This is a genomic window from Cupriavidus gilardii (genome assembly GCF_013314895.1).
In the GTDB taxonomy this organism is placed as follows: Bacteria; Pseudomonadota; Gammaproteobacteria; order Burkholderiales; family Burkholderiaceae; genus Cupriavidus; species Cupriavidus gilardii_C.
Genome location: NZ_JABTYE010000008.1, coordinates 124,504 through 146,725 on the forward strand (window position 1 = coordinate 124,504; position 22,222 = coordinate 146,725).

At 65.4% G+C, this 22,222-nt stretch carries 21 protein-coding genes; 7 read left to right on the top strand and 14 right to left on the bottom strand.

Features of this window, described 5'->3' with window-relative positions:
• Positions 1–25: 25 nt before the first annotated feature.
• The 3 genes from HTY53_RS10285 to HTY53_RS10295 form a co-directional block, all read right to left on the bottom strand.
• A complete protein-coding gene (locus tag HTY53_RS10285; protein ID WP_174106460.1) occupies positions 26–1,483 on the bottom strand; it encodes an MFS transporter in 1,458 nt (485 codons plus the stop codon).
• Positions 1,483–2,433, bottom strand: a complete 951-nt coding sequence (locus HTY53_RS10290; RefSeq protein WP_254599893.1) for a ParB/Srx family N-terminal domain-containing protein — start codon at positions 2,431–2,433, stop codon at positions 1,483–1,485. Before HTY53_RS10290 ends, HTY53_RS10285 begins: the two co-directional genes overlap by 1 nt.
• Before the next feature lie 74 nt (positions 2,434–2,507).
• Entirely contained in the window at positions 2,508–3,899 is a 1,392-nt protein-coding gene (locus HTY53_RS10295; RefSeq protein WP_174106390.1) for a Fic family protein, read from the bottom strand.
• A gap of 155 nt (positions 3,900–4,054) precedes the next feature.
• Between HTY53_RS10295 and HTY53_RS10300 the strand changes: the two genes are divergently transcribed.
• A complete protein-coding gene (locus tag HTY53_RS10300; protein WP_174106462.1) occupies positions 4,055–4,714 on the top strand; it encodes a uracil-DNA glycosylase family protein in 660 nt (219 codons plus the stop codon).
• Between the two features lie 257 nt (positions 4,715–4,971).
• Complete coding sequence (locus HTY53_RS10305) at positions 4,972–5,496, top strand: YtxH domain-containing protein (RefSeq protein WP_174106391.1); 525 nt, start codon at positions 4,972–4,974, stop codon at positions 5,494–5,496.
• A gap of 159 nt (positions 5,497–5,655) precedes the next feature.
• Here the strand turns inward: HTY53_RS10305 and HTY53_RS10310 are convergent, their stop codons facing one another.
• A complete protein-coding gene (locus tag HTY53_RS10310; protein ID WP_174106392.1) occupies positions 5,656–6,627 on the bottom strand; it encodes a Bug family tripartite tricarboxylate transporter substrate binding protein in 972 nt (323 codons plus the stop codon).
• A 417-nt stretch (positions 6,628–7,044) separates the two neighbouring features.
• On the opposite strand from HTY53_RS10310, the gene HTY53_RS10315 reads away from it, so the two are divergent.
• Positions 7,045–8,895 (top strand): CocE/NonD family hydrolase, encoded by a 1,851-nt coding sequence (locus tag HTY53_RS10315; RefSeq protein ID WP_174106393.1) that lies wholly within the window; start codon positions 7,045–7,047, stop codon positions 8,893–8,895.
• Between the two features lie 122 nt (positions 8,896–9,017).
• Positions 9,018–9,944: a LysR substrate-binding domain-containing protein gene (locus HTY53_RS10320; protein ID WP_174106394.1), complete on the top strand. Its 927-nt coding sequence runs from the start codon at positions 9,018–9,020 to the stop codon at positions 9,942–9,944.
• 51 nt (positions 9,945–9,995) lie between these two features.
• On the opposite strand, the gene HTY53_RS24910 is transcribed toward HTY53_RS10320, so the two are convergent.
• Genes HTY53_RS24910 through HTY53_RS10330 form a run of 3 tightly spaced genes read right to left on the bottom strand, consistent with a single transcriptional unit; the run spans position 9,996 to position 11,027 of the window.
• Positions 9,996–10,127 carry a hypothetical protein gene (locus HTY53_RS24910; RefSeq protein ID WP_302480475.1) on the bottom strand — a complete coding sequence of 44 codons (132 nt, stop codon included), beginning with the start codon at positions 10,125–10,127 and terminating at the stop codon, positions 9,996–9,998.
• Positions 10,127–10,555, bottom strand: coding sequence for a nuclear transport factor 2 family protein (locus HTY53_RS10325; RefSeq protein ID WP_174106395.1), 429 nt, complete (start codon positions 10,553–10,555; stop codon positions 10,127–10,129). The genes HTY53_RS24910 and HTY53_RS10325 overlap by 1 nt, the downstream gene beginning before the upstream one ends.
• A 31-nt stretch (positions 10,556–10,586) precedes the next feature.
• Positions 10,587–11,027, bottom strand: coding sequence for a DoxX family protein (locus tag HTY53_RS10330; RefSeq protein WP_174106396.1), 441 nt, complete (start codon positions 11,025–11,027; stop codon positions 10,587–10,589).
• Positions 11,028–11,207: 180 nt separating this feature from the next.
• Between HTY53_RS10330 and HTY53_RS10335 the strand changes: the two genes are divergently transcribed.
• Positions 11,208–12,110, top strand: coding sequence for a LysR family transcriptional regulator (locus tag HTY53_RS10335; RefSeq protein WP_174106397.1), 903 nt, complete (start codon positions 11,208–11,210; stop codon positions 12,108–12,110).
• A gap of 17 nt (positions 12,111–12,127) precedes the next feature.
• On the opposite strand, the gene HTY53_RS10340 is transcribed toward HTY53_RS10335, so the two are convergent.
• Positions 12,128–12,805 (bottom strand): alpha/beta hydrolase, encoded by a 678-nt coding sequence (locus HTY53_RS10340; RefSeq protein ID WP_238511927.1) that lies wholly within the window; start codon positions 12,803–12,805, stop codon positions 12,128–12,130.
• A 187-nt stretch (positions 12,806–12,992) separates the two neighbouring features.
• Complete coding sequence (locus HTY53_RS24915; RefSeq protein WP_302480476.1) at positions 12,993–13,127, bottom strand: hypothetical protein; 135 nt, start codon at positions 13,125–13,127, stop codon at positions 12,993–12,995.
• 222 nt (positions 13,128–13,349) lie between these two features.
• Here HTY53_RS24915 and HTY53_RS10345 point away from each other — a divergent pair, with 222 nt between their 5' ends.
• Positions 13,350–13,640 carry an antibiotic biosynthesis monooxygenase family protein gene (locus tag HTY53_RS10345; RefSeq protein ID WP_174106464.1) on the top strand — a complete coding sequence of 97 codons (291 nt, stop codon included), beginning with the start codon at positions 13,350–13,352 and terminating at the stop codon, positions 13,638–13,640.
• Between the two features lie 12 nt (positions 13,641–13,652).
• Here the strand turns inward: HTY53_RS10345 and HTY53_RS10350 are convergent, their stop codons facing one another.
• On the bottom strand, positions 13,653–14,090 hold the full coding sequence (locus HTY53_RS10350; RefSeq protein ID WP_174106465.1) for an NUDIX domain-containing protein: 438 nt from the start codon (positions 14,088–14,090) through the stop codon (positions 13,653–13,655).
• Positions 14,091–14,325: 235 nt separating this feature from the next.
• Positions 14,326–16,962, bottom strand: coding sequence for a glycoside hydrolase family 3 C-terminal domain-containing protein (locus HTY53_RS10355; RefSeq protein ID WP_174106398.1), 2,637 nt, complete (start codon positions 16,960–16,962; stop codon positions 14,326–14,328).
• Between the two features lie 563 nt (positions 16,963–17,525).
• On the opposite strand from HTY53_RS10355, the gene HTY53_RS24615 reads away from it, so the two are divergent.
• Positions 17,526–17,756 (top strand): hypothetical protein, encoded by a 231-nt coding sequence (locus HTY53_RS24615; protein ID WP_217435566.1) that lies wholly within the window; start codon positions 17,526–17,528, stop codon positions 17,754–17,756.
• A 76-nt stretch (positions 17,757–17,832) separates the two neighbouring features.
• Here the strand turns inward: HTY53_RS24615 and flgL are convergent, their stop codons facing one another.
• The 3 genes from flgL to flgJ all read right to left on the bottom strand — a co-directional run bounded on the left by flgL (position 17,833) and on the right by flgJ (position 22,205).
• Entirely contained in the window at positions 17,833–19,059 is a 1,227-nt protein-coding gene (gene flgL, locus HTY53_RS10360) for a flagellar hook-associated protein FlgL (RefSeq protein WP_174106399.1), read from the bottom strand.
• A gap of 34 nt (positions 19,060–19,093) precedes the next feature.
• Positions 19,094–20,989, bottom strand: coding sequence for a flagellar hook-associated protein FlgK (gene flgK / locus HTY53_RS10365; RefSeq protein ID WP_174106400.1), 1,896 nt, complete (start codon positions 20,987–20,989; stop codon positions 19,094–19,096).
• 208 nt (positions 20,990–21,197) lie between these two features.
• A complete protein-coding gene (flgJ, locus tag HTY53_RS10370; RefSeq protein WP_174106401.1) occupies positions 21,198–22,205 on the bottom strand; it encodes a flagellar assembly peptidoglycan hydrolase FlgJ in 1,008 nt (335 codons plus the stop codon).
• Between the last annotated feature and the right edge of the window lie 17 nt (positions 22,206–22,222).

Sequence of the window (22,222 nt, forward strand, 5' to 3'; positions counted from 1 at the left end):
TGCGCAACGACGCGCTCCATCGCGCTCAGTCGCGATACGGCCGCAGCGGCTCGGCCACCGCTTCCAGCGGCTTGCGTTCGGCATCGATCGCGTATCGCCAAGCCAGCAGCCCAGCGACGATGACCAACGCCGCGCCGATCGCATAGCCGATCGCCACGGCCCCGCGGCTGCCGCTCTCGACCAGCGCGCCGAACAGCGCCGGCGCGGCAAACCCGCCGGCGCCGGTGCCGATCGCGAAAAAGATCGAAATGGCCAGCGCCCGGATTTCCAGCGGAAAGACCTCGCTGACGGTCAGATAGGCCGAGCTGGCCGCGGCCGAGGCGAGAAAGAACACCGCCGACCAGCACAGCGCCAATCCCCGGGCCTCGACCCAGCCCTGCACGAAGGCCCAGCCGGTCAGCGCCAGCCCCACGCCCGACAGGCAATAGGTCAGGCCGATCATCCGGCGCCGACCGACCTGGTCGAACAGCGGGCCCAGGATCAATGGACCGAGCACGTTGCCAAGCGCGAACGGGAACAGATAGAGCGCCACGCGGCCGTCCGGCACGGCGTAGAAGCGGGTCAGCACCAGCGCGTAGGTGAAAAAGATCGCGTTATAGAAGAACGCCTGCGAGATCATCAGTGCCAGCGCGACCACCGTGCGTCTGCGATAGCGATGCAGCATCACGTGTGCGACCTCTCGCCACGGCGTCGCCTCTGCCTTCGTGCGCGGCATTGCCCTGAGCACGGTGTCGTCCCGAACGGTGTGTGGGGAATGGCCATAGACCTCGGCCTCGATCCGCTCGACGATGCGCAGCGCTTCTTCGGGACGGCCGTGCGTCAGCAGCCAGCGCGGGCTCTCCGGCACATCGCGCCGCACCAGCAGAATCGCCACGGCCAGAATCGCGCCCAGTGCGAAGCCCGCGCGCCAGCCAAGCTCGGGGCCCAGCACGCGAGGATCGAGCAAGACCAGGCTCAGGCCCGCGCCGAGCGCCGCGCCCAGCCAGAAGCTGCCGTTGATTGCCAAGCTCACCCGGCCGCGCACGCGCGCCGGCACCAGCTCGTCGATCGCCGAATTGATGGCCGCGTATTCGCCGCCGATGCCAAGACCGGTGACGAAGCGGCATAGCGCGAAGACCGCGAAATTCGGCGAGAAGGCGGTCGCCAGCGTCGCGCCCATATAGACCGCCAGGGTCAGCAGAAATAGCCGCTTGCGCCCAAGGCGATCGGTCAGGCGGCCGAAGATCAGCGCACCGAGCACCGCGCCAGCGATATAGACGGAGCCCGACCAGCCGAATTGCGAGGCGGACAGCCCCAGCGTATCGGGCCGCTGCAACACGCCGCCCAGCGAGCCGACCAGCGTCACCTCCAGTCCGTCCAGCACCCATGCGACGCCTAGCGCAATGACCACGCGCCAATGCCAGCGCGACCAGGGCAATCCATCCAGGCGCTCGGGCAAGCCGGCTGCCGGCGCGATGGTGCTCGCCTGCGCGTGCGCCGTCATCATGCCTTTCCGTCGGACTGGCCGGCCTTGCCGGATTTGCCCGACTTCGCGCCCTTGCCCTTGCGGGCGGTCCTTGAGCTCGCCTTGCCGCGCGGCCTGTCACCCTCCCTGTCATCGAGATGGCCGGGCAGCCCGCGCGCCTTGCTGCTGCGCGCCAGCTTGACCGCATGCGCAAGCGCCAGCGCGAAACCGGGCACCGTGTCGAGCCGCCCATCGATATGGCGGCGAAAGAAATCTGCCCAGCGGAAATCCGGATACGCCTGCTTGACCTTGTCGTAGCCGCCGGCCAGCTGCGCGAATGCTTCCAGACTGCGGTACGGGTCGTCGCGCATCTCGGCCAGCGAATGGGGCAAGGCGGCGAGCCCCTGCCGCTCGCCGTATTGATCGTAGGGATGGACCAGATGCCGGGCCTCCATCTCGAGCCAGAAGCGATCCGGCGGCAGGCTGCTCCAGTTGTGCTTGATCACCGCAGGCACGGATTCGATGCCCAGTTCGTACCAGGCCCGAGCCCAGTGATGATGGTCAATGACGTAGAACGCGGGACCAGGGCCGATCACAACATGGATGCGATGCCGCTCCAGCAGTTCGATCTGCTTGCGGCCCTGATGACGCAGTGTCACGTCCATCTTGCTTTGCACGTGATACAGGCCGACCGTCATCTGCGTGGGTCGCAATTGCCTGACCGGCAGCGTGACACGGGCGCCTTTGCGCCAGGTTTCGCCGGTGAGCGCTTCGGCCGGCGCCGCCGACATGGCACCGCCCGTTGCCGTCTTGTCGTCGGCCGGATCCAGAGATTCGCGCAACCGGGCGGGCTCGCCGATGCGTTTCATTGCCTTGCCTCCCTTGCGACCGTCTTGCCGTGGCTTCATGCGTGCCTTTGGTGGTTCGCTGATGACCGGGGCGGGGCAAGAACCATGCCGTGGCTGGAAGCGTTTTGCGCCGCGCACCATCTGACCGAATGGGGGCAACGCGTTTGTAAAAGCTGCAATATCCGCGTACCGGAACTGCCGAACCACGCGTTATTTCACTTCCATACCTCAGCCCACTGCGCGAATTCGCCAGGACGCAATCGGAACCGCGCAATGCTGCCGAGATGCAAGGTCATCAATTGCGTTTCGACGACCTCGACAAAACGGGAGCGCTCCTCCTCTGCCAGTTGCTCGGCCCGGCTTCGGATAAAGGCCACGGCCTGGACCTTGTTCATCCGCATGCGCACCACCTCGGCCACGGTCTCGCCGATCTGGATTCGATATCGCATCCGGAATGGGTCCGGCTCCCCGACCGACTGCCGGACAGCGGAGTAGCGCGCGCACGAGCGCTGGTAAGCCCATACGAACACGTCGCGCAGCAACTCGACCCGGTTCAATTCATAGACGGCCAGCATGGCGCTGATATAGACCTGCTGCGGAACGTCGACGAAGGAGAGCGGACAGAGATTCTGTCGAATCAGCGGAATATTGGCGGCCAACCGCGAAACGCGTTTATTGACGTCCTCGAACGGCTGCAGATAGGGCAAATGGACCATTGCGAAAAAAGCCTGCTCGAACGGGTCTTCGATGGCAGCCGCCGTCTCGAGCACGCGGTCGAAGCACTCTGCTATCCGCTGCGGACCATCCAACGGCGTGAAGGACGTTTGCCCGATGCCGACGGCAATGGTGCGCAGCCGCCCGCTGGCACCGGGGTCCGGCAGCAGGTTCTCGGAAAGCAGCGCGTGCAGATTCTGGATCGTATAGCGGTTGAACTGGATGTCTTCGGCACCTGCCAGCAGGAACTCGATAGCCTCCTTGTGGTTCAGAATCATCTGCGCTTCGAGCGCGTCCTTGCCTTCCGCGGCTTCGCCGACGGACAGCAGATGCTCGGTCTCCAGCAACGAATAGGTGTTGCCTTCCAGGCGGCTGGAGTTCCACGACAGGTCGATCAGCAGGCGGCTCGCGATCTGGCGTGCGTAAGTGCCGGCAGGCTCATGGGCATCGATCACGCTTCCCTGCGCCTTCAACTCCGCGCGTACCGACTCGGGAAGGTAGAAAGTTCGATTGGGACGGTAGACGTCGAGGAACGCCGGGTTGTAGCCGACCGGGTTCCGTTGCGACAGCGGTTGCAGTACATGGGCCTGGACCGATTCCGCCTCGGCCGTCAGGGGCACCCGAAGACCGCCCCGCCCGGTGGTCCTCACCTCCAGCTTGATGCTGCCCGCAGCGGTGACCAGCGTCGCGAGCCGATACCGGGTCGCGCGGCCGGCCCGCTCGCGGCGCAGGTATCCTTGCGAGATCAGGTCGTTCAACCACCGCTGCAGGGTCCGCCTGGTCGCAACCTCGTGCAGGCTCGCATCGATCTGCTCAATGCCGACGCCTTCCGGGTGGCGCGCCACCAGGTCGAGGACGACTTCGTATTGCCGGGATGGGATGGGTCTTGGCATCACTTGATGTCGTGATTCGGGAATATCGTGACATTAAAGGGCGGCGTAATGTCGCGAAACCGATTATCGCGACACCGGAAGTGTCGCGCAACCGAGCTGGATGGCCGGCGCCACCTTATCTGCCGCGACAACAGCCGCCCTGCAGCTTCCTTGATATGAAGGCACAACGCATCACCAATCTCGACACGCTGCTCTCCGAAGTCCGCGCCTGCAGGGCCTGCGAACCGGAGCTGCCGCTCGGCGCCCGCCCCGTCCTGCAGGCGTCGCCGCAATCGCGCATCCTGATCGTCGGCCAGGCGCCCGGAACAAAGGTCCACCAGACCGGCATCCCGTGGAACGACGCCAGCGGCACGCGGCTGCGTGAGTGGCTGGGCGTCGATGCCGAGACGTTCTACGATCCGACGCAATTCGCGATCGTGCCGATGGGCTTCTGCTATCCCGGCCGCGCGGCGAGTGGCGACAAGCCGCCGCGGCCGGAGTGCGCGCCGATGTGGATGGACCAGATTCTCGCCAGGCTGAGGAACATCGAGCTGACCCTGCTCGTCGGCCTCTATGCGCAACGGTATTTTCTCGGCGGCGCGAACAAGCCGTCGCTGACCGATACCGTGATGGCGTGGGCGGAATATGGGCCGCGATACGTGCCGCTGCCGCATCCTTCGCCGCGCAATGTGGCGTGGTTCAAGCGGAACGCGTGGTTCGGCGAAGAGGTGGTGCCGATGTTGAAGGCAAGGGTGGCCGGGGTGCTGGAGAAGGACGCCGGCAAAGAGGCGCAGAGGGCAGCGCCACGGCGAATTCCGGCGAAGTCCCGTCCATAAGACCTCCGGGCGAGCCCCTGTGCAAACCCTTCTGCAAACCCTCCGCACGCCCCTCTGCAACACGGATTTCCCCATCGGTAAATTTCACCTCTGCGTCGCGCCGACAGATCGCGTTATCTTGGGCCTCGAAGCCCGCTTTCCCCCACCACACCGGCTCTCCTTCTGCCCCGTCGAACTGGCACACCTGATGCTCCCCGCTTTAAGCGCGTCCCCGCCGCCGGGCGGGGCGTGAAGCCATTGTTCCCAAGGAGGCGCAAATGAACGACGGAATGCACGAGGATCGGCGGGACAGCATGCAGCGCGAAACGCACGGCAACAAGCCAGGCCTGTTGCCATTTGCGGTCGCGGCGGCGGTTGGCGCGGCGATCATGTATCTGTTCGATCCGCAGTCGGGCCGCCGGCGCCGCGCGGAGCTGCGAGACAAGGCCGAGGCAAGCCGCCACGACATGCAGGATCTCGCGGAGAAGCAGGCAAAGCGGATCACCGACCGGATGCAGGGCATCGCGGCGAAGGTACGCAGCGCCACTGGCCTGGGCAGGCACGCGGCCGATGACGACACCATCGCCGAGCGCGTTCGCGCAGAAATGGGCCGTCTCGTGGGCCATCCCGGCGCGATCGAGGTGGCCGTGGTCGGCGGACGAGTATGGTTGAGCGGACACATCCTGGCGGCCGAGCACGAGGCACTGATCGCCGCGGTGCGCGGCATCGCGGGGGTACAGGATGTCGACGATCGCCTGACCGTGCACGAGGAAGCCGGCAACGTGCCGGAGCTGCAGAGCTAGCGGTATGGCCCGCCGCCGGGCGGGCCTCGCGTTCCCGGCCATGCGCGAGTTCGGTGGTATGCGATGTCACTGGGCCCCCGCTTCTGCGGGGGCGACCACAGTTGTGTTATCGGGGCATGCGGGACTGCACTGCCGAGTCACCCTTCACGCGTTTGCGGGTCACGAGTTCTGAATGCCGCGCCGCTTGATGAACTCGCCCCAGACCTTGGCGTCGGTGGCGGCGCGCTGCTTGATCGCCTCGGCCGAGCCCGCCAGCGGCTCTAGATAGAGCGAGGCCAGCTTGCTTTTGATCTGCGGGTCGGACAGGAACGCCTGCACCGAGGCATTCAGGCGAGCCACGACCTTGGCGTCCATATTGGCCGGTCCCAACAAGGCAAACCAGCCCGGCATCACGGGCACGTCCAGGCCCGCCTCCTTCACAGTCGGCACATTGGGCAGTTCCTTGGCGCGCTTCTGACCGACGATCGCAACCGGCACCACATTGCCGCCGGTGATCTGCGGCAGCGCCGAACCGACCACGCTGACCATGGCATCGACTTCGCCGGCGATCACGCCGGTCAGCGCCGGGCCGGAGCCCTTGTAAGCAGCGTGCGTCAGCTTGATGCCGGCCTTGTCTGCCAGCATCTCCATCGCCAGATGCGTGGAATTGCCGACCCCGGCGCTGCTGAAGGTCAGGCCGCCCGGCTTGGCTTTCGCCTTCTCGATGAACTGCGCGATCGACGTGATGCCGCTGGCCTTGCTGGTTACCAGCACGAACGGCGTGTCGACCACGGGCGCAATAAAGGTGAAGTCCTTCTGCGGATCGTACGGGAGCGATTTGTATAGATGCTGATTGAAGCTGACCTGCGACACACCGGTCAGCAGCAGCGTGTAGCCGTCCGCCGGCTGCTTGGCCACGAAGGACGTGCCGATGATGCCGTTGGCGCCGGCGCGATTGTCCACCACCACGGACTGGCCCAGATCCTGGCTCAGCTTTTCGCCGAGCATCCGCGCCACCACGTCGCTGCCCGACCCCGCGGACTGCGGCACGACCAGGCGGATCGGTCGGCTGGGATAGGCGTCCTGGGCAATCGCGGCGCCGGACAGCGTCATCAGGGCCGCCATCGCGGCGCCCATCAAGGAACGGTACATCTGCAGTTCTCCCCAATCATGCGAATTGAAATGGTGTCGATGGCTGGATTGCACCGTTGCGCCGCTGCTTTGGATGAGCGCAACGCGCCGCCATCGATCCGGCTCGTAGAGCGATGGTAAGAATTCACGCGGGTCGCAACCAATACGGAATCTCGATGTCGCCATAGGTCGTGCCTATGGCGACATACCGGACGCCCCGTTCAGGGGCACGGCGGATCGGCACGGTGCAGGCCGTGCGTTTTGGAATCGGTATCGGCCCTGCTTTGGCGCATCGCGTTGTGCCGACGCCCGCTTTGGTGTGCAGCGGCGCGGCATGCCATAGGCCAGCCCTATGTCCGCATCGGCATTTCGTCTTTCCGCGGCGTGCGGGCGGCTGCTTACCATTGCCGCAAGCCAACTGACCCCAACGCAAGATTCATGTCCGATATCGATCACCGCGGCAATGCCTGGACAACACCGGCCAGCGCCTATCTCGAAACGCGCCCCTCGCGCTTTGCCGTTCCGGACGCCCCGCTGTCCTGTTATGTGGCGATGCGCGACGGGTGCAAGCTCGCCGTCGATGTGTTCGTGCCGCAGCCGCTGGAGGCCGAACACTCGACGCTCGGCAACGACGCGCCGGCCCGCTATCCGACCATCGTCATCTTCACGCCCTATTTCCGCCGCTTTCGGCTGCGCGAGCCGGGCGTGGAGCCGAGCCCGAATACCGCCAAATACCGCGACGCCTTCGTACCCAAGGGCTATGCCGTGGTGGTGGTCGACGTACGCGGCACCGGCGCGAGCTTCGGCACGCGCGATGCGCTGCGCTCGCCGACCGAGCGCGACGATTACTTCGAAATCGCCGAATGGATCGTGGCGCAGCCGTGGTCCAATGGCCGCATCGGTTCGACCGGCATCTCCTATCTCGGCGCGGCCGCCTGCTTCCTGGCCAGCACCGGACACCCCGCCGTCAAGGCCATCGCCCCGCTGTTCGCGGTGTCCGACATCTACAGCGAACAGCTGTACCCCGGCGGGCTGCTGTCGAAGGTCTGGGTACAAGCCTATGACGAACTGATGGTCGCGCTCGATCAGGACGACCGCGCGCTGCTGGCCCGCTATCCCTACTTCAACGATCCGCGCTTCGATGGGCCGGAGCGTGTCGACGCCGATCAGGACGGCAGCCTGGTGCGGGCCGCCATCGAGCAGCATCGCAGCAACTTCGCGCTGGCGGATCTGGCGCCGGAGTTTGCCTTCCGCGATGGCGCCACGCAGCACGATCCGGCGCTCGATTCGGGCAGCTGCAGCCCTTACCGCTATCTCGACGGCATTGCGCAGGACGTCGCGGTGTATTCGGTCTCGGGCTGGTACGACGGCGGAGGCTACGCGAATGGCGCGATCACCCGCTTCCTGTCGCTGCCGAGGCACGACAGCCGACTGCTGCTCGGACCCTGGGACCACGGCGCGCGCACCAATATCTCGCCGTGGCGCAGCCGCGCCGCGTCGGATTTCCCGCTGCTGGCTGAGGTATTGCGGTTTTTCGATCATCATCTGATGCAATTGCCTACCGGCCTCGAGCATGAAGCGCGGGTCCACTACTACAGCGTGCACGACGAGCAATGGCATGCCGCCACGACGTGGCCGCCGGTGCAGCAAACGCAGCGGTTGTATCTGGCCGATGCGGCCGGTCTGTCGACGACCTGCCCGCCGACGGAATCGGACCGCGATACGCAGGTCAGCTTCAACTGGTCCACCGGCCGTCAAACGCGCTATGAGCGGCTGGGCGCGGCCAATATCGAGGACTACTACCCGGACTGGAGCGAGCGGCAACAGGACCTGCTTGCCTTCGATGGCCAGGTGCTGACGGCGCCGCTGTCGATTGCCGGCCATGTCGTGCTCAATATCGGTCTCGCCAGCTCGGAGCCCGATGCCGCGCTGCATGTCTTTCTGTCCGAGGTCGAGGCTTGCGGCCAGGTGCGTTACATGACCGAAGGCATGCTGCGGGCGCTGCATCGCAAGACCGCGCCGTGCCCGCCGGAATACCGCACGACGTGGCCCTACCGCACGTTCGCGGCGGCCGATGCCGTGCGTCTGGTGCCGGGACAGACCGAGCGCATGCACTTCGCGATGCTGCCCGTTGCCTGGACGCTGGCCGCCGGAAGCCGGCTGCGCCTGTCGATCGCCGGCGCGGACCGCGGCCACTTTCCGCAGGTGCCACACGGCCGCCCGCCGCGGCTGTCGATCCGGCTCGGCGGCGAACTGGCTTCGTATCTCGATCTGCCGGTTCGCGGCTAGTCCGGCGGCCGGAGCGAGCGGCGGGCCGGGGTCGGGATGCTACATTGCCGGCTTGCCCGCCACCGCTCCGGCCGCATGCGCGACCGCAGGGCGTGGGCTCTCATGCCACCGCCTCGCCGAATATGGACCTGAAGCAGCTGCGCTATTTCGCGCGCATCGTCGAACTGGAGAGCATCACCGCCGCGGCCGATGCGCTCCACATCGCTCAGCCTTCGCTGAGCCAGCACGTCGCCAACCTCGAAGCCGAGCTCGATGCCAGATTGCTGGTGCGCGGCCCCTCGGGCACGAGGCCCACGGAGACCGGCCATATCCTCTACCGCCACGCCAAGATGGTGCTGCGGCAGATGGAAGAGGCCAAGGCCGCGGTACAGCACGGCCGCGACGTGCCGTGCGGCCATGTCACCGTGGGCTTGCCGACCAGCACCTCACGCGTGCTCGCACTGCCGCTGCTGCGGCATGTGACCGAGCACTTCCCCGATATCACGCTGGAAATCGTCGAAGGCTCCAGCGCCGATCTGGCCGAATCGCTGGCGCTGCAGAAGCTCGACCTCGCCGTGGCGATGGACGTGCAGCAACGCCCCAACATGCAGTCGACCCCGCTGCTCGACGAGCAACTGATGCTGGTCGGTCGGCCGATTCCCGGGCATCCGCACGCCATCACGCTGGCGCAGGCCGCGGCGCTGCCGCTGCTGCTATCGAGCTTTCCCAATTCGGTCCGCGTGCTATGGGATCGCGCGCTGGTCAGCGCGGGATTGCAATGCCGCCTGGTCGCGGAGACCAGCGCGGTATCGGTGCTGCTGTCGGCAGTGCGTGAGGGATTGGGCTGGACCATCCTGCCTTGGTCCGCGCTGGCCGGCGACCAGGACGACCAGCTGGCGGCGATGTCGATTGCCGACGCGACGCTGGAGCGCCGCGTCAGCCTGTGCCTGTCGTCGTCTGCCAGCCTGAGCCTTGCGTGCCGCAGCGTCGAGGCCGCGCTGCAGACCATCGTCGCGGCGATGGTCGCGAGCGGGCGGTGGAAGGGCGTCAGGCTGATCCAGCCGGCGTAGCTCAGGACTGGCTGGCGGTTTGGATCACGACCTTGCCGCGCACGTGCTGCATCAATCGATCGGATTGACTGCCGAAGCGCTGACGTGGATCGGCACCTCATCATCGCCGGGGGAAGGCGTAGCGACTTCCTGCAGCGCCATGACCTCAGGACCGCCATAGACCGCAACACGAATCGCTTTCATCAGATGCTCCGGGCAGCGACACCGACGATCGGTGCGTCGAGCGCCAGTGCCGCGCGCACGGGATCGAAATACTCGCGCAGATGCGCAATCGCGCCATCGCGGGCCGTGAGAAACACCACGTATTCCTGTTCGTAAGTCCGGCCGGTAGCGTCGATGTGTCCTTCGGCACGGACGCGGGCCACGGCGTGCTGCGGGCTTGCGGCTGACAGGATCTCGAGATCGAAGAAGCGGAACCCGGAAACGGCGCCTGCGAACCAGTCGGCATGACGCATGACCGCCTCGCGGCCTTCCAGCTTCGCGGGGTGACCCAGACTCGGCGCGTACGGCAGTTCCCAGACGATGTCTTCGGCAAGCAGCTCGCGCCATTGCGCCGGATTGCCGACCAGGGTCTCGATATGTTGCTGCAGCAGTTCTGTGGCGTTCTTCATGATGTGCTCCGGATGGCGGCAGGTCTGTCGTTCAATTCGTGGCGGCGGCAATGCCGGCCTTGCGGGTCGCGCTATCGCGGCGAGCGTCGATGCTGTATGCCCCTGCCCCGAATGCCACGACTTGCAGAAGGCCGCCGGCCATCGCGAGGTTCTTCAGGAAATGGAACATCTGGTTTTGATCGGCCAGCGCATGGTGGAAAAGCACGGCCGTGGCTAGCGCATAAAGCGCCAGCAATGCCGCCACCGCCCTGGTGCGAAAACCGACGATCAGCATCGCGCCGGCCAATAGCTCGAGTCCGAGCGCACCGGCGTACCCCAACGCGGGCGCGGGCAGCCCCAGCGATCCGATATAGCCAATGGTCGCCGCCGGGGCCATCAACTTCCCGATGCCGCTGATCAGGAAAATGGCGGCCATCGCTACGCGGCCGATAAGGGGAAGGAAGGGCTGCGAAGCAAATTGGTTCGAGTTCATGATCAATGGATTCCTTTGTCTATTTGCTGTGTCTATTAGCTGTGTCTATTAGCTGTGTCTTTTAGCGGTGTCTTGAGTGTGCATCGCGGGAATCACGATGGCCTGACCCCAAGATTAGGGACTTGACACCCATTCAGGAAGACTATATTTCTGGATGCTATCCATCTACGGATTAGATATATGCTCGACGGCGTCTCGCTCGATCAATTGCGTACCTTTATCGCGGCCGCCGATGAAGGGAGCTTCTCCGCCGCGGGTCGCAAGCTGCGACGCGCGCAATCCGTCGTCAGCCACACGCTGGCGAATCTCGAAGGGCAGATCAATGTGCAGTTGTTCGACCGGTCCGGCCGCTATCCGCGCCTGACCGAACAGGGCGCCGCGCTGCTGGCACAGGCGCGAGTCGTCGTCAGCGGCATGGACGGGTTCAAGTCCAGGGCAAGAGCGATGGCCGACGGTCTTGAACCCGAACTGTCAGTGGTGGTCGACGTGATGTACCCGATGGCGTCGCTGACCTTGGCGGTCGGCGCATTCCGCGAGGCCTTCCCGCATACGCCACTACGCCTGTATGTCGAAGCCTTGGGCGCGGTAATGCGGCCGGTGATCGAGCGCGTTTGCCGGCTCGGCATCAGCGGTTCGATGCCATCGGTACCGGAAACGCTGGAGGGAGAAAAGCTGCTCGATGTGCCGATGGTCACGGTCGTATCGCCAGACCATCCGTTGGCCTCGCGAAAACGCCTGATTCGTACCAGCGAGCTGGCCGACCATGTGCAGCTGGTACTGACCGATCGCACAACGCTGACCGATGGCGCAACGTTCGGTGTGTTTTCGCCGCTGACCTGGCGCCTGGCGGATCTTGGCGCCAAACATGCCTTCCTGCGCGCCGGCTTCGGCTGGGGCCATATGCCGGCAGGCATGGTGCAGGACGATCTGGCGCAGGGGCGTCTGGTTGCGCTACGGCTGCAGAGCTTTCAACCGCGTACGCCGCAGATCGCCATGTTCGCGGTCTATCGCAAGGACACGCCGCCCGGACCTGCCGCGAGATGGTTTCTGCAGCGGTTGAAGGAAGGCTCGACGCGTGGGTGACACAGCGCTGCGACCGATCACGCCTGTGCGGACGGAGCCGGTCGTTCCAGATAGCTGGCGACCTGGCGCCTGAGCACGGGCAGCTTGCCGGTAAAGAAATGATCGGCGCCGGGCACCACGACCACCGGCAACTGCTGCGGGCGGGCCCAATCGAAGATCGCGGCAAGCGGGACCCGCTCGTCGTTCTCGCCATGGATCACCAGCGCATTCGGTTGCACCGGCGGCGTGTCATAAGTGCGGTGATTCGCGACGGGGCCTGACGGCATGCCGGTCAGAATCAAATGATCGAGGTTGGTGCCGCGCTCGGCGAGCTGGACCGATGCCAGCGCGGCAACGAACGCCCCGAACGAGAAACCCGCCAGCGCCAGTGGCAGATCGGGGTATTGTTCGCGAAGGTGGTCGACCACCGCCAGTATGTCGCTCGTTTCACCGACACCGCCATCGTGCTCGCCCTGCGTCGCGCCAACGCTGCGGAAATTGGGCCTTACCGCCAGAAATCCGTGAGCGTTCAGTTCCCGGGCCAACTGGTGCGGCACCTTGTGGTCGGCCGTGCCGCCTTGCATGGGATGAGGATGGCCGACGACCGCAATACCCTGCACGGCTTCTTTCGGGGCATCGATCAGCAATTCGATATCGCCAGCCTCGCCGGAAATCAGCGTGCGGGTCGTCGTTCCTGGGGTGATGGTCATTGCCATGGTGTTGCCTTCGATCCGTTCTTTCGGCGGGGCGCGTCCGCTCCGCAATGAGCGAATGGTAAGGCAATTGAGAAATGCAGGGCTTACCGGGGTTCGGCACCGCTTGCCAGCGTGCCGCAGGACGACGTGACGGACACCACGCCGGCCTTCGGCGCAGCGGATTGCCGCCTTATCGCGTAACACTGCCTTATCGCGTCACACTGACACCGGCGTCCACGGTGCCGTACATCGTGATGCCGGATTGCCGGTCGCCGGAGGTGCCGGTGCCGGTGCCGGTGCTGGTGCAACCGGCCATCGCTCCCAGCAGGAAAACCAGACTCACTGCACTGAAAAATCCTTTTCTCATGACATTGCCCCGTATCGGTTCGAATCCAGCTTGGACGACACCGGGGTGCGCGAGGTTCCGGGCATGCGGCGACATCGGCAATCATCGGCCGTCATCGGCCACCTGCGCCGATTTGCGAAGCCTCGATCTGCAGGGGTAGACTTGCGCGGCATGCTGCCGCAAAGGCAGCCCTATCAATCCAACGGCAAACGACCGACCATGATCCACGAAATTGCACAGATCACCATCAAGCCCGGCATGGAAGCCCAATTCGAAGCCAACGTGGCGAAGGCAAAGCCGCTGTTCCTGCGTTCCAAAGGCTGCCACGGCTTGAACCTGCAGCGCTCGATCGAGGAGCCTTCGCAATACGCGCTGGTGGTGGCCTGGGAGACCGTGGAAGACCATATGGTCCATTTCCGCGAATCGCCGGAATTCCAGGAATGGCGCAAGCTGGTCAGCGACTGCTTTGCCGCACCGCCGGCCGTGCATCACGTGAACACGGTGCTTTGATCGAGGGGTCCCCTATCGTCCGCAGGCGGAGGCGCTTGCCTCTACCACGCTCTGCGCCCATCGCAAAATCGGCCCGAAGCGCGGCGGCAGCAGTTCCAGCGCCGCTGCAAAGGGCACCCAGCGAAACTCATGATGTTCCGGCCGGCCCAGTTCGGCGCTGGCCGGAAGGCTGACCTCCCCTTCGGCCGACAAGGCAATGTAGAAGCGCGCGATCTTCCCCCTGGAGTACGGCTCGGTCTCCCGATAGTCATCGCCCCAAGGCAGTGTCAGGGCCGATAAACCGGTCTCCTCGGCGGTCTCGCGCAGTGCCGCCTGTAACGGCTCCTCTGCGGGCTCGGGCATCCCCTTCGGAAGGTCCCAATTGCGGTATGCACGCAGGACCAGGCAGCGCCACTGGCCGCCAAATTGACGCAACACGACCAGCCCTGCCGAACGCCTCGCGACCGTCATCTTCACCCTCGTTTGACCGTCCCGAGACTGTAACCGATTGGCCGGTGCCAAAAGACAATACGGCCAAGACCAGGAAGGCGAAGGCGAAGCACAAGCGCTCGCACGACGCCGCGCACAAGGCCAGGGCTCATCGCAAGGAGAAAGCGGCCGGCCGATTGGAGACGCGATTTCGCGCTCTACCGGGCCGTTGAAATGCCCACCGGCCTCACATCGACCGGTGGGCTGCCGGCCGGCATCAGGGATGCACCGGCCCCAATTGCACCAGCGTCGGGTCCGGCAACGGATTGCTGGCGCGCGGCGTCACCACCGACGGCAGGATATTGAACAGCTGGCCGCGCAACCGGATATCCTGCGACGAGGCGCCGACGAGGACATCCACCGCGCCGGCCTCCGATACCCACGCATTGCGAGCCGGATCGAAGTACGACAGCGAGCGTTGGTCGAGGTACACCGTGACCCGCTGCGTCTGCCCGGGCTGCAGGAATACCTTGGTAAAGCCCTTGAGCTCCTTGACCGGCCTTGGCACAGCGGAGCCGCGCTGGCTCACATAGACCTGCGCCGCTTCGGCACCGGCCATCTGGCCCGCATTGGTGATGTCGAACGACACGGCAATGCGACCCTGCCCCGCGGCAAACCCCGGCGACACGCTCAACGACGAGTAGGTAAAGGTCGTATAGGAGAGCCCGAACCCGAACGGGAACAGCGGTGCCACATTGCTGCGTTCGAATCCCCGATAGCCGACAAAGATGTCCTCGGTATAGGTCATCGCGCGGACATTGAGATCGTTGGAGAACTGCGGATAGTTTGGATAGGTCGGGTTGTCCGCGATGTTCCGTTCGATCGTGATGGGCAGCTTGCCGGAAGGATTGACGTCGCCGAACAGAATCTCGGCCAGCGCTTGCCCGCCATTCGAGCCGGGATACCACGCGTGCAGGACGGCGCCGACCTGGTCGATCCAGTTGCGCATATCCAGTCCGGTGCCACCGTGCAGCACGGCGATCGTGCGCGGATTGGCGCGCGAAAGATTGGCAATCAGCTCGTCCTGAAATTCCGGCAGCGTGAAGGGATGATCGAATCCCTCGCCTTCGTACTCCGCGCTGTTGCCGGCAGCAACCACCACCGCGTCGTAGTTGCGCAGATCTACCGGCGCCTGCAGCGAAGCCCAGCTCAATTGCGCGCCAAGGAAGCCGCCGAACACAGGGATATAGCCCGGGCGGCGCGAGTAATCGAACTGCACCGTGTACGTCTGTCCCGCCTGCAGCTGGATGCGCGCACTCAGCGGCACGGTCGGCGGAATCACGTTGCCGGGAAGGGGCGTCCCCTCGCCGTTGTCCATGATCAACTGGCCGTTGACGTAGAGACGGACGGCGCCATCGGCCCGTGCCTTGAACACATGGGGACCGGTGATCGTCGGCCGGATCGTCGTGGTCCAGCGTACCGAAGACGGCGGCGCCGAGCCGTCGCCGCCATAGCGCGTGGTATAGGCGCTTCCCGGCGGCGCATTGCCCGAGGTATCGAGATTGATGACCGGCTCCACGCGCGACAGCACCGGCGCACCGCTCCAGGTGGCATTGGCAAAGTACTGCGCCTGCGCGCCCGGTTGGCCAGTCGGCGTGGTCCACGCGGAGCGGGCGGGGTCCAGCGTCAGCGCATCGAGCAGCACGATGTTCGTGCCCGGCCCGGCGATCTGCCGCAAGCCGTCGATCTCGCTGATGAAGCGCGAGGCCCGGACATAGGCGCTGCCGAACCCGGTCGGCGGCACGTCGGTGGCCAGCCGTCCAACGACCGCGATATTGCGCACCGAGCCGCGTTGCAACGGCAGCAGTTGCCCGCCGTTCTTCAGCAGCACGATGCCTTCGCGCGCCACGTCCAGCGCGGCGCGCTCGGAAAACGGCGGATGCGATTCGCCGGTAGCGGGGGGCACGCTGCCGATAAACCCGTAGGCCACCACGCGGCCAAGAATGCGCCGTACCTTGTCATCGAGTTGCGCCTGCGTCAGCGAGCCGTTTGCCAGCATTGCGCTCAGCGCCCCGGGCGTGAAATGCAGAGCCGACGGACGTTCGATATCCACGCCGGCCACGGCCGCGGCCTGGCCGTGCTTGAGCGCCGCATAGTCCGTTTCGACGATGCCCTTGAATCCCCATTCATTCTTCAGGACTTGCTGAATTGCATGCTGGCTCTCGCAAACGGGATCGGCGCCATTGAGCCCATTGAATCCGCACATGATTACCGCGACATTGGCATTCTTTACAGCGGATTCGAACGGCACCATGTAAATCTCGCGCAATGCCCGCTCGCTGATGGTTTCCATCAGATTGAAGCGATTGACCTCCTGCTCATTGGCGAGATAGTGCTTCGCGTCGGCCCACACGCCCTGCGACTGAATCGCATTGACCTGAGCGGCGCCCAGCACCGCGCCAAGAAATGGATCCTCCCCGGACAGGTACTCGAATGCGCGGCCGGCGAAAGGCGTGCGATACATGTTCAGGCCGGGACCGGTCACCTGCTGGAAGCCGTGGTTGCGCGTGTCCAGGCCAAGGCCGACGCCCATTTGTTTGGCGCGATCGACGCTGAATGTCGATGCCAGTGCGGGACCGGCCGGATAGGCGACACCTTGCGGATCGCTCAGTCGCACACCAAGGCCGCCGTCCGTCGCGCGGATCTGCGGCACGCCCAGCCGCGGCAGCGGTTTGACGTCCCATGCGCCGGTGCCGCTGACGTAGTCGAGCTTCTCGGCTTGCGTCATCTGGTTGAGGATCGATTGCACGATCGCATTGATCTGTGCATCGGTGGAAGGCGCTTGCGCCGGAGCGGGATGTGCGGCCAGCAAAGTCGCACCGACGAGCGATATCACTGCAATTCGAGCACCCATCTGTTGCCTCCTTGGCGTGATCACCAAAGGCTGAACATCGACATGCGGGCCGCATATTGGAGACGGTAGTTCGGGCGATCCAAATGAGAAGACGCGTAACGATCTGTTACAGCTTTCGTCTTCTCCGTCGCGTCGATTTACGACAAGACTGCCCCTACGAAGGCAGAGCCGGGCCGCACTGCCAAGCGTGCCGCACCGTGCAGCGATTGCAGAGAATCAGGAGGTGCAAGGTGAAACAGGATTCGATGACCCGCTGCGCCGGCGTAGCGTGCGCCGCAGCGCTGGCAGCCTTTGCGATGTCAGCGTGCGGAGGCGACGATGACCGCAGGGTCGGTGTGTCGGAAGCCCCGTCGACTCAGACGCAGGGAAGTACGCCCCCGACAGGCTCTGGCGCGGTGGATCCCTCCACGCTGGTCTCCCCGGTCAGCAATGCGCCGGTGGGCCAGCAAACGGTCCAGGAGACGCGAAGCCCCACAGGAAGCGATCCGAATCCGCCGCGTCACCCTTGATCGCTTTGGACCCATGGCACGGCAAACGGCGAAGCTGACTTGCCTTCTGGATAAATGGTCGGCACGCGTGTGGAGGCCGCCGAGCCGCAGACGGTGTTCAAGCCGACGCTGGCGTCGGTCGAACATCTGATGCAGTTCGGCGAGCAGCATCAGCACGTCGTACAGGCATGGAGACGGCGACCGCGCCTGCTGAGGTCGCTGCTGCTTTGGGTGGCACGCCGGATTCGCAATGGTCCCGCGGAAACGTTTTCGGTGACAACGCGGATGAGGCGTTCGACGCGATGATGGCGACGACGTTGTCTGCAGGTCGTTGCCCTCTCCGCTCTATCGGCCCTGTCCGCCCTGTCCGCCCTGTCCACCCTTACCGCAGATAGTTGAACAGATTCATCCCCTGAACCTGCATGAACGATTGCTGCGCCGCCTGCAGCGCGGTCTGGCGCTGGTAGTACTCGGCGATCGCTGACGCATAGTCCAGATCCTGCAGCCCCGACAGCGTCTGCTCGTAGTTCAGATCGCGGTTGGCGCCGATGGTATCGAGCGCATCGAGCTCCTGCATCCGCGAGCCGACCGAGGCGCGCACCGTCAGCACGTTGTCCAGCGAGTTGCTCATCTTGCGGTTGGCGGTCGCCAGCGCGTTGTCCAGGCGCGCGCGATCGGATTCGGTGGTCACCGGCTGCTTCAGGGCGTCGATGGCGGCCTGGATGTTCGCGAAGATGTCGGTGCCGGCCTGCTTGGCCGGGGCCAGCGTCATCGAGTCGCCATTGGCCGGCGCACCCTTGACGGTGAACGACACGCCGCCGAACTGGATCGCGTCGCCGGCGACGTACGGCGTCGCCGGCCCGATGGCCGTGGGCGGCACGACGCTGTTGTCGGTGACGGTGTAGCTGGTATTGCCGGCGCCGTCGACGGCGAAGTCGATCGAGAACGCGTGGCCGTACAGCGGATCGGTCGGATCGGTGACGGACAGCGCGCCGTACATTGCCGTGCCGGTATTGCCGCCGTCCGCGGTCATCACGTAGTCGGCCGAGCCGGTGACGCTGAGGAACACATCGCGTCCGTTGTCGCCGGCGGCCATCTGGCGGGCGACGTCGACCTGCAGCAGTTGATTGCCGGTGTCACCGACGTATTGCACCGTGCCGCCATTGGCCGCGAACGGGGGCGTGCCCGACTTGAAGCCGGCAAAGAGGTATTGTCCGTTGCCGTCGTCGGCATTGGCCAGACCCAGCAGCTGATCGTAGTTGCTCTGCAGTTCGGCGGCGATCGAGGCGCGGTCGGCGTTGCTGATGGTGCCATTGCCGCCGGAAACGATCAGCGTCTGCACGTTCTGGATCGTGGTGATCACGCTTTGCAGCGTCTTTTCCTCAAGCGCCAGGTTGATATTGGCCTGGTTGCGCGAGGCGGCGTATTGCTCGTTGACCGCGAGCGATTGCGAGACGCCGAGCGCGCGGGTGGCGGCGATCGGATCGTCGGACGGCGTCAGCACGCGGCGGCCGGTGCCGAGCTGCTGCTGCACGTGCAGCAGCGAGGACTGCTGGCCGTTCATCGCGGACAGGCCGAGCTGATAGAACGTGGAAGTGGCGACACGCATGATGGATTCCTGGTCTCGGTAGGCTGGCGGCCCGTCAGCGGATATTGATGATGGCGTCGAACAGCGACGAGGCGGTCTGGATCATCTGGGCGCTGGCCTGATAGAGCTGCTGGAAGCGCAGCAGATTGACGGTCTCTTCGTCCATGTTGACGCCGGACACCGACTGCTGGGCGGTACGCACCTGCGTCGTGATGCTGTTCTGCGAGGTCGAGGCGATATCGATCGACTTGGTACGGCTGCCGATATCGTTGACCAGTTGCGCGTAGGCGTCGTTGAAGCTCGACACGCCGCCGATCGTCTTCTTGGTCTGCAGCTTGGCCAGCACCAGCGCGTTGCCGTTGTCGGACGAGCCGCCGACGTTGGCGCCGATGGTGAAGCTGTCGCCGACCTTGGGCGCGCCGTCGAAGCTGACGGTCACACCGTCGAACGTATATTCGACCGCGCTGCCATTGGTGACCGGGCCGGCGTCCGGCGTCACCGGATTGCCGGCGGCGTCGGCAAAGGTGTAGGCGGCGCCGTCGAACGTCGCGACGATCTTCGAGGCGGGCACGTTGAAGCCCTGCGCGACGTTGCTGACCTTGACGGTGCCGGTGCCGATGTTCGATGCGCTGGTTTCGGCCAGCACCGGCGAGGCGGCGGCGACCTTGGCCGGGTCGCTGATCGTCAGTTCGAACGAACCAGCGACATTACGGGTCGGCTGGATCTGGAAGCTGTCGCCGGCGCTCATGGTGCCGCCGACCGTGATGCTGAGCCCGTCCGCGGTGAAGGTCGGGCCGGTACCAGTAGCCACCACCTCGTTGTCCGACATCCGCACCAGGCTGTAGCTGGTGCCGTCGAAGCTGACGGTGTAGTCGCTGGTCGTCAGCGCGGTCGCATCGGCTACGGTGGCCGCCACCGTGCCGGTGCCGTTGTTGCGCGCGTTGCCGATCACCGTCGGCGAGCCCAGCGCGAACATGTCGCCGCCGATCTGGCCCTTCAGGTCCATGCCGAGGCGGTGCTGCGCGTTGAAGGTCTGGCCGATCGACAGCGAGATGCGGCCGATCGCGTTCTGCGCGGCGTCGAGCGTCTCGCGGCGGAACTCCATCAGGCCGCCGATGCTGCCGCCGCTGAACAGCGCGCCATCCATCTCGATCGCGGTGCCATCCGGCAGCGTATAGGCGATGCCCATCCGCGACGGGTCGGCGGCGGAACGCACCGCCTTCAGGTCGTACGAGTTGGCGCCGACCACCAGCGGCTGGCCGTTGCCGACGAACACGTTGTAGCTGCCGCCGTCCTGCGCGACCACCTTGACGCCGACGACCTTGTTCATCTGCGCGACCAGTTCGTCGCGCTGGTCCAGCAGATCGTTGGGCGACTGGCCGCCGCTGGCGGCGGTGGCCTTGGCGATCTCGCTGTTCAGCGAGGCAAGCTGCCTGGCATAGGCGTTCACCTGCGTGACCGAGCTCTGGATCTCGCTGTTGATGCCTTCCTGCTGGTTCTGGAAGTACGAGGCCGCGGAACGCAGCTGGCCCGCCAGCGACTGGGCCGCGTTCAGCATGTTCTGGCGCACCGCGGTGTCGCCCGGCTTGTCGGCCACGCCCTGCACCGCGGCGAAGAATTTCTGCATCAGCGGCGCGATGCCGCCCTTCTGGTCGGCCAGCAGGCTATCGATCTGCTTGATCTGTTCCGAGTACGTCGACAGGTGCGCGCTCGACGTTTCGGCGCTGCGCAGCTGGCTGGTCAGGAATTCGTCGTAGACCCGCATCACCGTGGTGGTGGTCGAGCCCTGACCGAAGAAACCCTGACTGGTGTACTGGCCGCCCGACGAGGCGATGATCGTGTTCTGGCGCGTATAGCCGGCGGTCGCCGCGTTGCTGACGTTATGGCCGATGGTCGTCAGCGCGTTCTGTGCCGTGTTCAGGCCGGACAGGCCGATATGGAAAAGAGACATGCACTAGCCCCGGATTCTGTTGGTCGCCATGGCCGCGCGATGCAGTCGCGACCGTGGCGGTGGATGAGGGTGGTAACGGCAGATTGGGCGGCGGACTTTAGGGTTGGGGCTAGTTTTGGGTGCTGGGGCATGCGAAGCGCCGTTTGCCCTCTCCCCCGCCCCTCTCCCGCAAGCGGGAGAGGGGAGAAAACCGGTCGCGTACCGGTCCTTAGACCGGCACCTTCCGCATGATCCTGACCAGCTTGGCCCCGTATTCCGGATCGGTGGCATAGCCGGCGCGCTGCAGGCCGTGGGCGGCTTCCTCGGCCGAGCCCGCCGATACCACGCCGGCATAGCGCGGGTTGTTGGCCAGCAGCCGGGCGTAGTCGGAGAACGCCTCCTCGTACGAGCCGTAGGCTCGGAACTTTGCCTTGATCTTCTGCGGCTGGCCGTCCACGTATTCGGTGGTGGTGATCTCGGCGACCGGGCCTTTCCAGTTGGCGCCGGCCTTGATGCCGAACACATTGTGGGTGGTGCTGCCGTCCGCATGCGCGATCTCGCGGCGGCCCCAGCCCGATTCGAGCGCGGCCTGGCCCAGGATCAGCCGTGCCGGCACGCCGCTGGCGCGCGAGGCGGCCACCGCGGGCCCGGCCATGCGGCTGACGAAGGCGCTGATATGGGACGGCGTGTCCTCGGGCATCGCAGCGCCGCCCTGCCATGAGTCGGTCTGCTGCGCCTGATACTGGCGCAGGCCCGCGGTCGGGTTCCAGTCGCCGCCGGGCACCACGGTGCCGGCGCGCGGCACCTGTTCCTCGCCGCCGCCCGCCGCGGCAGTGCTGCGCCCGTCCAGCAGCGGGCCGAGCGTGCCGGCCACCTCGTCCATGCGGCTGGCAGCGGCGGCCTGCGGCGGCAGCGGCTGGCCGCTGGCACGGGCAAGCTGGCGCGCCATCACCTCGGCGAGGCCAATGCCCCTGGACGACAGATGCTGGGCCAGTTGCTGGTCCAGCATCGACATATAGAGTTTGGTCTGCTCGTTGTCGAACAGCCCGTCCTGCGGCGTGGCCTCGCGCATGCTCTTGAGCACCATCTGCGTGAAGACGGCCTCGAACTGCCTGGCGGCGGCCTTCAGCGTGTCGGCGCTGCCGTCGCGCGCGCGCTGTTTCAGCGCTTCGAATCCCTGCGTGTCGAGCGCGAAGCGCTGCGACAGATCGGCTTGAGCGTGGATCGGTTGGCTCATGCGATGACCCGTGGCGA

What these genes read in the sequence shown, in the direction of transcription:
- HTY53_RS10285 (WP_174106460.1), bottom strand. Translation starts at nt 1,483, where the DNA reads ATGACGGCGCACGCGCAGGCGAGCACCATCGCGCCGGCAGCCGGCTTG.
- HTY53_RS10290 (WP_254599893.1), bottom strand. Translation starts at nt 2,433, where the DNA reads ATGGTGCGCGGCGCAAAACGCTTCCAGCCACGGCATGGTTCTTGCCCC.
- HTY53_RS10295 (WP_174106390.1), bottom strand. Translation starts at nt 3,899, where the DNA reads ATGCCAAGACCCATCCCATCCCGGCAATACGAAGTCGTCCTCGACCTG.
- HTY53_RS10300 (WP_174106462.1), top strand. Translation starts at nt 4,055, where the DNA reads ATGAAGGCACAACGCATCACCAATCTCGACACGCTGCTCTCCGAAGTC.
- HTY53_RS10305 (WP_174106391.1), top strand. Translation starts at nt 4,972, where the DNA reads ATGAACGACGGAATGCACGAGGATCGGCGGGACAGCATGCAGCGCGAA.
- HTY53_RS10310 (WP_174106392.1), bottom strand. Translation starts at nt 6,627, where the DNA reads ATGTACCGTTCCTTGATGGGCGCCGCGATGGCGGCCCTGATGACGCTG.
- HTY53_RS10315 (WP_174106393.1), top strand. Translation starts at nt 7,045, where the DNA reads ATGTCCGATATCGATCACCGCGGCAATGCCTGGACAACACCGGCCAGC.
- HTY53_RS10320 (WP_174106394.1), top strand. Translation starts at nt 9,018, where the DNA reads ATGGACCTGAAGCAGCTGCGCTATTTCGCGCGCATCGTCGAACTGGAG.
- HTY53_RS24910 (WP_302480475.1), bottom strand. Translation starts at nt 10,127, where the DNA reads ATGAAAGCGATTCGTGTTGCGGTCTATGGCGGTCCTGAGGTCATGGCG.
- HTY53_RS10325 (WP_174106395.1), bottom strand. Translation starts at nt 10,555, where the DNA reads ATGAAGAACGCCACAGAACTGCTGCAGCAACATATCGAGACCCTGGTC.
- HTY53_RS10330 (WP_174106396.1), bottom strand. Translation starts at nt 11,027, where the DNA reads ATGAACTCGAACCAATTTGCTTCGCAGCCCTTCCTTCCCCTTATCGGC.
- HTY53_RS10335 (WP_174106397.1), top strand. Translation starts at nt 11,208, where the DNA reads ATGCTCGACGGCGTCTCGCTCGATCAATTGCGTACCTTTATCGCGGCC.
- HTY53_RS10340 (WP_238511927.1), bottom strand. Translation starts at nt 12,805, where the DNA reads ATGGCAATGACCATCACCCCAGGAACGACGACCCGCACGCTGATTTCC.
- HTY53_RS10345 (WP_174106464.1), top strand. Translation starts at nt 13,350, where the DNA reads ATGATCCACGAAATTGCACAGATCACCATCAAGCCCGGCATGGAAGCC.
- HTY53_RS10350 (WP_174106465.1), bottom strand. Translation starts at nt 14,090, where the DNA reads ATGACGGTCGCGAGGCGTTCGGCAGGGCTGGTCGTGTTGCGTCAATTT.
- HTY53_RS10355 (WP_174106398.1), bottom strand. Translation starts at nt 16,962, where the DNA reads ATGGGTGCTCGAATTGCAGTGATATCGCTCGTCGGTGCGACTTTGCTG.
- HTY53_RS24615 (WP_217435566.1), top strand. Translation starts at nt 17,526, where the DNA reads ATGGTCGGCACGCGTGTGGAGGCCGCCGAGCCGCAGACGGTGTTCAAG.
- flgL (WP_174106399.1), bottom strand. Translation starts at nt 19,059, where the DNA reads ATGCGTGTCGCCACTTCCACGTTCTATCAGCTCGGCCTGTCCGCGATG.
- flgK (WP_174106400.1), bottom strand. Translation starts at nt 20,989, where the DNA reads ATGTCTCTTTTCCATATCGGCCTGTCCGGCCTGAACACGGCACAGAAC.
- flgJ (WP_174106401.1), bottom strand. Translation starts at nt 22,205, where the DNA reads ATGAGCCAACCGATCCACGCTCAAGCCGATCTGTCGCAGCGCTTCGCG.